We start from the raw sequence: 10,840 nt of genomic DNA on the forward strand, positions 1-10,840 counted from the left end.
ACCGCAGGCAGGTGGTTTTACCCGAGCCAGAAGGCCCAAGCATGGAGAAAAACTCGCCGTCCTGTATTTCAACAGAAACCCGATCTACGGCGCGAACATCGCCGAAAATGCGCGAGACATCGATAAATTTCACAGCAATGGTCATGATGTACGCTCCAAAATGTTGCCCCTCACCCCAACCCTCTCCCAAAGGGAGAGGGAGCCGTCTGGCGCTCGCAGGTGAGAACAATGAGGGTTATCTACCGCCCATAATGGCGATGTAGTCCAGTTGTTCACCCCAACCCTCCCAAAGAGAGAGGGAGCCGTCTGGTGCTCGTAGGTGAGAACAATGATGGTTATCTACCGCCCATAATGGCGATGTAGTCCAGTTGTTCACCCCAACACTCTCAAAGGGAGAGGGAGCCGTCTGGCGCTCGTAGGTGAGAACAATGAGGGTTATCTACCGCCCATAATGGCGATGTAGTCCTGTGTCCAGCGGCTATAAGGGACGAACTTGCCGCCCTCTGCCTGTGGCGTTTTCCAGAAGGCAATTTTGTCGAACTGGTTGAAGCCGTTGGTTTCGCACCCTTTGTCACCGAGTAAGGTGCTGGCTTTGCAACCTGCTGGAACTGCCGGTAACGAACCAAACCAGGCGGCGACGTCACCTTGCACTTTCGGCTCCAGCGACCAGTTCATCCACTGGTAGGCGCAGCTTGGATGCTTAGCCTCGGCGTGCAACATGGTGGTATCTGCCCAACCGGTAACCCCTTCTTTCGGGAATACGGTAGCGATAGGCTGGCCTTCGCCTTTCAGGGCGTTGGCCTGGTATGGCCAGGCGCTGGAAGCCACCACGCCTTCGTTTTTGAAATCACTCATCTGTACCGAGGTGTCATGCCAGTAGCGGTGGATCAGCGCGTGCTGGCTGCGCAGCAGTTTCAACGCCGCCTGATACTGCTCTTCGTTCAGTTGGTAAGGGTCTGTGATACCGAGCTGGGGTTGAGTCGCCTTCAGGAACAGTGCCGCATCGGCGATATAGATTGGACCGTCGTAAGCCTGCACCCGGCCCTGATTGGTCTTGCCATCCGGCAGGTTTTGTTGCTGGAACACTACGGCCCAGCTGTCTGGCGGCGTCGGGAAAGTTTTGGTGTTATACATCAGCAGGTTTGGCCCCCACTGATACGGCGTACCGTAGGTGTTGCCCGCCACGTTGTACCAAGGGCCGTTCAACAGGCGTGGGTCGATATTCTTCCAGTTAGGGATCAGCGCAGTATTGATTGGCTGCACGCGTTTGCCGAAGATCAGGCGCAGCGAGGCATCGCCAGAAGCGGTGACCAGATCGTAACCGCCTTTCGCCATCAGGCTGACCATTTCATCAGAGGTCGCGGCGGTTTTCACATTCACCGCACAGCCGGTTTGTTTCTCAAACTGGGTCACCCAGTCGTAATTCTTGTCGGACTGACCACGTTCGATGTAACCGGGCCAGGCGATGATGTCCAACCGCCCTTCCCCTTTGCCCAACTGCTGCGGCGTATCGGCGGCCTGAGCCATACCGCAGAGGATCGTCATACAGAGCGCGGTGACTGTGGTGATTGCGTGTGTTTTTCCCATCGTAATTACCCCTGTGTTGCATTAGATATGCGGCAAGGAACGGTTGCCGCCGATTTTTTATCGGCCGTGTGGCTAGAAGGAAGCCTTGAACTTCGCCATCACGTGCCGGACAACGCTGTAATCCTGTAATGAATCGCTGGAGAGATCTTTGCCGTAGCCGGAGCGCTTTAAGCCGCCGTGGGGCATTTCGCTCGCCAGCGTAAAGTGGGTGTTGATCCACGTGCTGCCATATTGCAGATGCGCCGCGATATGCAGCGCGCGATCGATATTCTGTGTCCACACCGAGGAGGCCAGACCGTATTCGGAGTCATTGGCCCAGGTCACCGCCTGCTCCAGAGTGTCGAAACGCGTCACGCTGACCACCGGGCCAAACACTTCACGCTGGACGATTTCATCGGTTTGCAGGCAGCCAGCCAATAGCGTGGGCTGGTAGTAAAAGCCGGGGCCGGAGTGTGCCGCCGCACCGGTAATCAATTCGATATGTGGCTGGCTGAGAGCCCGTTCGACAAAGCTGGCTACCCGGTCACGCTGGCGGCTGCTGATCAGCGGGCCGATTTCATTATCTTCGTCACGCTTGCGGGCAAAACGCAGGCTGGCGACCGCTTCCCCCAAGGCTTCCACCAGCTTCGGATAGATGCCTGCCTGGGCGTAAATACGGCAGGCCGCGGTGCAATCCTGCCCGGCATTGTAGTAACCGAAGGTGCGGATACTGCTGACGACCTCATCCAGATCGGCATCGTCACAGACGATCACCGGGGCTTTACCGCCCAGTTCCAGATGGGTGCGCTTGACGCTTTTGACCGCCGCCTGCAGGATTTTTTGCCCGGTAACGATATCGCCGGTAACCGACACCAAACGAACCTGCGGATGACCAACCAGATGGCTGCCTACGCCTTCGCCACCGCCGTAGACAATGTTCAACACGCCTGGCGGCAGGATTTCCTGCAACGCGGGCACCAAGGCGAGGATGGTCAATGGCGTATGTTCGGAGGGCTTGAATACGACGGTATTGCCTGCGGCCAGCGCCGGAGCAATCTTCCAGGCCGCCATCATCAACGGATAGTTCCATGGCGCGATGGAGGCCACCACGCCGATCGGGTCACGCCGGATCATTGAGGTATGGCCCTCAACATATTCACCGGCCAACTGGCCTTGCTGGGTGCGCACGGCCCCGGCAAAGAAGCGAAATACGTCAATGGCTGCGGGGAGATCGTCGTTCAGTGCCTGATGGAAAGGTTTGCCGCAGTTCAGTGCTTCAAGGCGTGCCAGATGTTCTGCCTGCCGTTCAATGGCATCGGCAATGCGCAGCAGGATTGCTGCTCGGAAAGCGGGAGTGGTACGTGACCAGTGGGAAAATGCCTGCTGCGCGGCGGCAACTGCGTTACCGACTTGGGTTGGCGTTGCCTCGGCAATGGAAACCAGCGTTTCACCGTTGGCAGGATTAACAATAGTTTCCTGATGGCCTTCACCTTCGACCGACTCGCCGTTAATGAATTGCCGACAGGACAAACCTGAAACCTGCTTTAGCTCTGCCATTGCGCTGCCTTATGTGACCAAAACGTTAACCAAATGTGATAATTTAGTTTTAATCAGACTAAGCGAGCGCACTGCGGACAACAAATTCTAAATACTGAAGGCAGCGTTCGATTAAATCGAAGGCTTGAGGCCGGTCATATTGGTTTTACTGTTCTCACGCGCAATGGTGAGAAATGGCGTCACCAATTCAGGCCGCGCACTGCCACGCCGCCAGGCCAGGCCGATATCCAACGGTTCCAGCAAATCCACCAGCTTGCGCGCTTCAATCATATTGCCCTCCAGCGACCAGGCGCGGTAAGCCATATCCGGCAGGATGGCAATGCCCATGCCTGCCGCCACCAGGCTGCGCACCGCTTCGGTGGAAGCGGTTTTCATGGCGATCTCCGGCTTCAGACCCGCTCGTCCCCAGATGCGCCGGGCATGAACGTCCATTTCATCAACGTTGAGTTGGATCAGCGGCTGTTTGGCCACGTCTGCCAAACCAATGCTTTCGTGCTCCAGCAGCGGGTGTAGCGGCGGCAGCCACAAGCGATACGGAGAATGCATCAGCACTTCGGTCTGTAAGGCATCGCGGTCTTCAATGTTCGACAGGATCAGCACCCCGATATCGATTTCACCGCTCACCAGCAAATGCTCGATATAGGGCCGTTCGTCCTCAATCACCTGGATGGTCACGTTGGGATAGGCAGACTTGAAGCGCTTGAGCAGTTCTACCAGGAAATACCCCGCCACCAGGCTGGTAACGCCGATGGTCAGTTTGCCACTCAGGCTCTCGGTACCTAGCTGCAGGCTGCGTTTGGCATTATCGACCGTTGCCAGGATCAGGTACGACTGACGTAGGAACTGGTGCCCCTGGTGGGTCAGGTTCATTCCCTTGGCGTGGCGCTCGAACAGCCGTACACCAATGTCGGTTTCCAACTGTTGGATCGCCAGCGTGAGCGAAGACTGTGACACAAACACCGCCTGCGCCGCCGCCGAGATCGACCCGGTTTCGGCCACGGCAATAAAATGGCGGATTTGGCGTAACGTCATCATGGTAGCAACCTCAAACAAAACAGTTGGTTTGAGTGTAGATGCTCACCGGTAAGCCATCAGGAAAAGTGTGAAAAACGCGATAGCGTTCGCTTTTTTAGAACGCAAAGGGAGAGGGAGTGCACAAAAACAACAAGGCGCAGCTAAGCTGCGCCCTGGAAGGACAAAACCTGACTCTATCGGCGATTAAATCGCTTCTTCGTCCTGCTCGCCGGTACGGATACGCACCACACGGGCCACGTCGAAGACAAAGATCTTACCGTCACCAATTTTACCGGTCTGCGCCGTCTGCATGATGGTTTCCACACAGGTATCCACGATATCGTCAGCTACCACGATCTCGATTTTAACCTTTGGCAGGAAGTCGACCATATACTCGGCACCACGGTACAGTTCGGTATGGCCCTTCTGGCGACCAAAGCCTTTCACTTCGGTCACCGTCATGCCGGTGATGCCAACTTCGGCCAGTGCTTCACGCACGTCATCCAGTTTGAAGGGCTTGATAATCGCGTCAATTTTTTTCATTTTTAGTCCTTAATTACCAATTTTTACGGCCAAAGCCGGAGGTGATCGGGTAGCGGCGGTCTTTGCCAAAGTTACGGGCGGTAATGCGCGGCCCGACGGCGGCCTGACGGCGTTTGTACTCATTGATGTCCACCAGGCGGATCACCTTGCGCACCACGACTTCTTCAAAGCCTTCAGCCACCAGATCGGCGACCGATTTATCGCGCTCGACATAGCCTTCCAGAATAGCATCCAGAATGTCATACGGCGGCAGGCTGTCCTGATCGAGCTGATCCGGTGCCAGCTCGGCAGACGGTGGACGATCGATCACCCGCTGAGGGATCACGTAGGAGACGGTATTACGGTATTCGGAAAGCTTGAACACCAGGGTTTTCGGCACATCTTTCAATACGTCGAAGCCACCAGCCATATCACCATACAGCGTGCAATAACCGACAGCCACTTCGCTTTTGTTACCCGTGGTTAACACAATACTGCCGCGTTTGTTAGACAACGCCATCAGCACCACACCACGGCAGCGGGCCTGCAGGTTTTCTTCGGTGGTATCGCGTGCCGTATCGGCAAACATCGGGGCGAGCTGGCCCATAAAGGCGTCGAACATCGGTTCGATCGAGACGATGTCAAATTCGATGCCGAGGATTTCGGCCTCTTCCTTGGCATCGGCGATGCTGATATCTGCCGTATAGCGGAACGGCATCATCAAGGCCTGAACCTTGTCTTTGCCCAACGCATCAACGGCGATCGCCAGGGTCAGCGCCGAGTCGATCCCGCCGGACAGGCCCAGCACCGCACCTTTGAAACCGTTCTTGGTCACATAGTCGCGTACGGCCAGCACCAGCGCTTCATACACCTGCGCCAGCTGTGGTAACTCCGCCGCCGGAGCCGTCATCGGCACCACTTCAAGGCCTTTGAACTCAAGCAGAGTCACCTGCTCGGCGAAAGCCGCCAGGCGATGAGTCATATTGCCTGCGGCATCAAAGACTTTTGAACAGCCGTCGAAAATCAGCTCATCCTGCCCGCCGATCTGATTGAGATAGACCAACGGCAGACCGGTACGCTGGCAGTGGCCCGACATCAGGGTTTTGCGGATATACGGTTTTTCACGGTTATACGGGGAAGCATTGATCGACAGCAGGATCTCTGCCCCCGCCGCTTTCGCCGCATCGACCGGTTCCGGGAACCAGAGGTCTTCACAGATCAGCAACCCCAGGCGATAACCTTTCAGCTCCACCACGCAGTTTTTATCGCCCGCATGGAAATAGCGCTTCTCATCGAATACGCCGTAGTTAGGCAACTGCTGCTTGAAGTAACGAGCCTGCAAAGCTCCTTCTGAGAACAGGGATAGCGCGTTATACAGCTTGCCGTCTTCACGCCACGGATGGCCGACCAGGATCGCCACATCGGCGGAGGCCTGTTGCAAGCGGTTAAGCTGAATATCGCAGCGCTGGTAGAAATCATCACGGTACAGCAGGTCTTCCGGCGGATAGCCGGACAGCGCCAGTTCGCTGAACATGACCAGATCGGCTCCCGCCTTCTGCTGCTCCTGCACGGTTTGCAACATGCGCTCGCTGTTGCCTTCAATATCGCCCACCAGCAAATTAAGCTGGGCTAACGCAATGGAAAGTGATCTGCTCATATCTCTATGGTCTGCCATGCCACAACAAAGAAAACGGAGTGTAAATCATTCCGGCTACTTTGTTGAGAACCTGCGCATGCAGGTTCAGAAAAGAAAACATCATTCTTTGAAATCGTTGGCATCCAGTTCATGGCGCGACAACAATTTATAGAACTCAGTACGGTTACGGCCCGCCATGCGCGCGGCCTGGGTGACGTTACCCTTGGTGATCTGCAACAGTTTACGTAGATAGTGTAATTCAAACTGGTTGCGCGCCTCGACAAAGGTCGGCAACGCCGTGTTTTCCCCTTCCAGCGCCTGCTCGACCAGCGCTTCACTGATCACCGGCGCCGTGGTCAATGCCACACACTGCTCGATCACGTTCACCAACTGGCGCACGTTGCCGGGCCAACTGGCGGTCATCAGGCGTTTCATGGCATCGGAGGAGAAGCTGCGTACAAAAGGTTTGTGACGCAGTGCCGAAGCACGTAGCAGATGGTTGGCCAGCAACGGGATATCTTCAGCCCGCTCGTTGAGTGCCGGTATTTTCAGGTTAACCACGTTCAGACGGTAATAGAGATCTTCACGGAACTCGTTTTTTACCATCGCTTTAGGCAGATCGCGATGGGTGGCGGAAATGATGCGTACGTCAATATCCAGATCGCGGTTGCTGCCCAATGGGCGCACCTTGCGTTCCTGTAACACACGTAGCAATTTCACCTGTAGCGAGAGCGGCATATCACCAATCTCATCCAGGAACAGCGTGCCCCCCTCTGCCGCCTGGAACAAACCTTCACGGCTGCTGACGGCACCGGTGAACGCCCCCTTGGCATGGCCAAACAGTTCCGACTCCAGCAGTTGCTCCGGCAACGCGCCGCAGTTGATGGCGATAAAGGCTTTCTTGGCCCGTGGGCTGGCTGCGTGGATGGCTTGTGCCAGCACCTCTTTACCGGTGCCACTCTGGCCGTTGATCAGCACGCTGACGTCCGACTGGGCGACCATCTTCGCCTGTTCAAGCAGCCGTAGCATAATGGGGCTACGGGTGACAAAATCCTCACGCCAGCTGTCATCACCGGCAGGGATCGACGATAGCGACAGCGCTTCATCGATCGCCTTGTACAACGCATCGCGATCGACCGGCTTGGTCAGGAAGCTGAACACCCCCTGCTGGGTCGCCGCCACCGCATCCGGGATAGAGCCGTGTGCGGTCAGGATAATCACCGGCATCCCCGGTTGGTATTTCTGGATCTCGGCAAACAGCGCCATGCCGTCCATTTCATCCATCCGCAGATCGCTGATCACCAGGTCGATCTTTTCGCGGGCCAGCAGGCGCAAAGCCTCTTGGCCGCTTTCCGCCGTGGTTACGTGAAAACCTTCGCTGGTGAGGCGCATTCCCAGCAGCTTAAGCAGGCTGGGATCGTCGTCAACCAACAAAAGATTGGCCGGTTTGCGAGCTGTCATTGCGCTGGGGACTCCTTGTTAGCCGCGGGCGGCGTGTAGGTCTCTTCCGGCTCTACCGGCAAAGCGGTACCGGTTTCAGTCACCGGGGCGGGATCTGCGGGTTCGGCCACTTTGGCGGGCGCTGCGGGCTTGCCTGAGGCATCCGCTTTAGGCTGCGCCACGCTGCTTTCAGGGATTTCCCCCTGCAGTTGCTTACGTGACGAGAGCTGGCGTTCGATATCGGTCAGGTTCTCCAGTTTGCGGGAGGTCTCCTGCAACTGGCTCTGCAGATGGATCTGGTTCTGGCGTAGCGAATCGATCTGACTGTCTGAACTTTCCTGCAGGTGCTGGTAACGCGCCCGCTCGTCAAACAGGGAAATTTGCAGCGCCTGCTGCTGACGCCACAATTGCAGCAATGGACGCAGCGAGTTAGGGAACTCGAGGCGATAGCTGTTCAGACGATCGACGATCTGGCGGCGCTCGTTCGAGCTCGGTTCAGCGCTGCCCAGCAAAATGCTTTGCTTGAACACGTTCTGCCAATTGTTACCCGGCAGGGTTTTCGCCAACGCTCTGGCCTGCGTGGAGCCGATACGATCGGCACAGTCCATCGCCCGCAGCCAAAAGAGTGAGTTTTCCAAGGCTTCTTTTTCGTCAAGCTGCCATAGCGTATCGCAAGGCGCAATGCGGTAATCCACGACCTTGGTATCTGGGATCGCTTCCTGTTGCTGCTGAGCCGGGCCGCTACTGATGGCACGATCGACACAGCCGATCAGCAGAAACGGGGCAAAAAGGATCGTGCCCAAAAAAGAAAGCGAATGTTTGCCGAGCGGTGCGCGTAGAGAAACACGCGGTGAACCTTCGGTCTGCGATTGATAAGCGCGATTAGACCCTGTGTACATTATTTATTCATTCTCGGCGGTTAATGGCAATTCAATACGGAAGCAGACGTCGGCATCGGCGAGATCCACCAATGTCAATTCGCCACGCATTCGGCGAATGCAGTCCTGTGCAATACTCAGCCCCAGTCCACTTCCTTTAACGGCCCCTTTTCTCTGGTGACTCCCCTGGAAAAAAGGCTCAAAAATCATGGTTCGTTCCGCTTGCGGGATCGCGCTGCCGGTATTGGCAACGTCAATCTGTACCTGTTGGCCGACCTGGCGGCTGCGGATCCAAATGTTACCGGATTCCTTGCCGTAGTGCACCGCATTGGAGTAGAGATTATCCAGTACGCGCATTAATAGCGTAGGCTCTGCCCAGCAGATTTCCGCCTCAAGTTTGACTTCCGTACGGATCATCTTGGCACGTGCTGGCAAACTGTGGGCGGCGACCACCATATCCACCAGTTCTTCCAGCTCGACGTTTTCATGTTCCGACGGGCCATCTGCCAGTTTGCGGTTGTAATCCAGCAGTTGCTCAATCAGCAATTGCAGATGGCGGCTGCTCTGATCGAGGATCGCCACCACCTCTTTCTGATCGGAGGTGAGCGGGCCTGCCACACCATCGGCCAACAGCTCGGTGCCTTCACGCATGCTGGCCAGCGGCGTTTTCAGCTCATGGGAGATATGGCGCAGGAACTCATGGCGCTGCGATTCCAGCCAGGCCAGGCGCTCGCTCAACCAGATAATGCGCTGAGCCAAAGAACGCAGTTCACGCGGGCCTTTAAAGGACGCCGTCATACCGATGGGCCGCCCTTCCCCCAGGCGGTTAATCATACGCTCAACGGCCTTGACAGGCCCGATAATCATGCGGGTAAACAGTACCACCAACAGCACGCTGACCAGGAACAGCAACAGCGCCTGCCAGCCAAAGTATTGGCCGCGCTCGGCGATCGCCTGCTGCAGTTGCTGCCCACGGGAAAAGATCACGGTGCGGGTGGCCTGGACCATTTCGGCGTTGGAATGTGAAAAGGACTCTAACAGCAGTGAAGCCTCCTTGTCCGGCCCGCTGCTCTGGCACTTGATGGTAGCAAGCTGCGTCAGCAGTTTACGTAGTGTCTGGTAGTAACGTTCGTCCGGCAGGATCGGGGCGTGGGCATCCAGCATTTGTGAATACTGTTTACGCTGGTTCTGGTACAGCCGCTCCAGAGTGGGATCGACCAGTACACAATACTGGCGATAGCTACGCTCCATTTCCAGCGCCACGCTGGTCATTGCCTCACTGCGGCGGGCATCGACCAGCGTCGTACGGTTGATATCCGCCGCCTGCGCGCTGAGATGATCCAGGCTCTGGTAGGCCTGATAAGCCAATACCAGCAACGGTAACAGCACCAGCAGGAACGCCATTACGACCAATTGGCGCAACGAGCGCGGGAATAGACGCCATCTTTTCAAAGAAATCATCTCATTATCTCTAGTCTGCCCCGATGCTAACCGACTATCCGGGGAGAGAAAAGCCCGGCAGAGGATTAATGGCGTTCAATTAAGCAAAAACAGGCCCCCTCACCCTAACCCTCTCCCAAAAGGAGAGGGGACCGATCGAGTTCGCCGATTTTTATGCGTAAACCCTTAATCTCCACTTTCCGAAGTTGTACGGGCCAACCAAGCGCTCCGGACAGCTCCCTCGCCCAGAGGGGACCGATCGAGTTCGCCGATTTTTCTGCGTAATCCCTTTCTTCTCCACTTTCCGAAGCTGTACGGGCCAACCAAGCGCTCCGGACAGCTCCCTCGCCCTGTGGGAGAGGGTTGGGGTGAGGGGAAAATAGTGGCTGGATCGCCAATAAAGCGTTATCCCCAAAAGAGGAAACTGATGTGGTTTGAGAACGTATCGAGGGAAATAACGAAGGCATTGCGGTTTTGCTTTTGACGCTGGGGCATGATGCCCCATCGCAAGGAATATGTGGATGCACTTACTCCTCGTCCCCAGGTGATGTAGCACTAGGCTGGCATCTGATTGGGACGAATAGCATCCAAAAAGTATCCGGGATTGATGAACACTTCATCACAGTTGGATACTAGGCGGTGCCTCACTCCACGTGTCGCCCGATGCTTGATAAAGTCGCTTGCGCGTCTGTTATCGGTTTGGTTGGACGATAGGCACCATTTCTTAGGCATCATTCGGAGGCTTATGAGGCGCTGTTCCGTACTAGACGGGGCCAATCATAAAAAG

At 56.2% G+C, this 10,840-nt stretch carries 9 protein-coding genes; all 9 read right to left on the reverse strand.

All coding sequences use genetic code 11. From position 1 onward, the window contains the following. Positions 1-145, reverse strand: a 145-nt coding sequence (locus ACLQ7H_RS07925; protein ID WP_411752199.1) for an ATP-binding cassette domain-containing protein, incomplete at its 3' end; no start/stop codon positions are given. Positions 146-435: 290 nt separating this feature from the next. After that, entirely contained in the window at positions 436-1,587 is a 1,152-nt protein-coding gene (gene ydcS / locus ACLQ7H_RS07930) for a putative ABC transporter substrate-binding protein YdcS (protein WP_411752194.1), read from the reverse strand. A gap of 72 nt (positions 1,588-1,659) precedes the next feature. Further along, positions 1,660-3,123: a gamma-aminobutyraldehyde dehydrogenase gene (locus tag ACLQ7H_RS07935; RefSeq protein WP_411752195.1), complete on the reverse strand. Its 1,464-nt coding sequence runs from the start codon at positions 3,121-3,123 to the stop codon at positions 1,660-1,662. A gap of 111 nt (positions 3,124-3,234) precedes the next feature. Then, on the reverse strand, positions 3,235-4,158 hold the full coding sequence (locus ACLQ7H_RS07940) for a LysR substrate-binding domain-containing protein (RefSeq protein WP_021178886.1): 924 nt from the start codon (positions 4,156-4,158) through the stop codon (positions 3,235-3,237). A 183-nt stretch (positions 4,159-4,341) separates the two neighbouring features. Continuing rightward, positions 4,342-4,680 carry a nitrogen regulatory protein P-II gene (gene glnB, locus ACLQ7H_RS07945; protein ID WP_004847623.1) on the reverse strand — a complete coding sequence of 113 codons (339 nt, stop codon included), beginning with the start codon at positions 4,678-4,680 and terminating at the stop codon, positions 4,342-4,344. Positions 4,681-4,693: 13 nt separating this feature from the next. Beyond that, positions 4,694-6,316, reverse strand: a complete 1,623-nt coding sequence (locus ACLQ7H_RS07950; RefSeq protein WP_411752196.1) for an NAD+ synthase — start codon at positions 6,314-6,316, stop codon at positions 4,694-4,696. A gap of 99 nt (positions 6,317-6,415) precedes the next feature. Beyond that, the gene (gene glrR, locus ACLQ7H_RS07955) at positions 6,416-7,756 is read right to left on the reverse strand and encodes a two-component system response regulator GlrR (RefSeq protein WP_021178888.1); all 1,341 of its coding nucleotides are present in this window, start codon (positions 7,754-7,756) and stop codon (positions 6,416-6,418) included. Next, complete coding sequence (gene qseG / locus ACLQ7H_RS07960; protein ID WP_411752197.1) at positions 7,753-8,634, reverse strand: two-component system QseEF-associated lipoprotein QseG; 882 nt, start codon at positions 8,632-8,634, stop codon at positions 7,753-7,755. The genes glrR and qseG overlap by 4 nt, the downstream gene beginning before the upstream one ends. A gap of 3 nt (positions 8,635-8,637) precedes the next feature. Then, the gene (locus tag ACLQ7H_RS07965) at positions 8,638-10,074 is read right to left on the reverse strand and encodes a sensor histidine kinase (protein WP_411752198.1); all 1,437 of its coding nucleotides are present in this window, start codon (positions 10,072-10,074) and stop codon (positions 8,638-8,640) included. Between the last annotated feature and the right edge of the window lie 766 nt (positions 10,075-10,840).

This window comes from Serratia sp. (in: enterobacteria), from assembly GCF_046715635.1.
Lineage (GTDB): Bacteria > Pseudomonadota > Gammaproteobacteria > Enterobacterales > Enterobacteriaceae > Chania.

Bases quoted from the DNA above. Each gene is read 5' to 3' on its own strand.
- ydcS (WP_411752194.1), bottom strand. From the start codon at position 1,587: ATGGGAAAAACACACGCAATCACCACAGTCACCGCGCTCTGTATGACG.
- ACLQ7H_RS07935 (WP_411752195.1), bottom strand. From the start codon at position 3,123: ATGGCAGAGCTAAAGCAGGTTTCAGGTTTGTCCTGTCGGCAATTCATT.
- ACLQ7H_RS07940 (WP_021178886.1), bottom strand. From the start codon at position 4,158: ATGATGACGTTACGCCAAATCCGCCATTTTATTGCCGTGGCCGAAACC.
- glnB (WP_004847623.1), bottom strand. From the start codon at position 4,680: ATGAAAAAAATTGACGCGATTATCAAGCCCTTCAAACTGGATGACGTG.
- ACLQ7H_RS07950 (WP_411752196.1), bottom strand. From the start codon at position 6,316: ATGAGCAGATCACTTTCCATTGCGTTAGCCCAGCTTAATTTGCTGGTG.
- glrR (WP_021178888.1), bottom strand. From the start codon at position 7,756: ATGACAGCTCGCAAACCGGCCAATCTTTTGTTGGTTGACGACGATCCC.
- qseG (WP_411752197.1), bottom strand. From the start codon at position 8,634: ATGTACACAGGGTCTAATCGCGCTTATCAATCGCAGACCGAAGGTTCA.
- ACLQ7H_RS07965 (WP_411752198.1), bottom strand. From the start codon at position 10,074: ATGATTTCTTTGAAAAGATGGCGTCTATTCCCGCGCTCGTTGCGCCAA.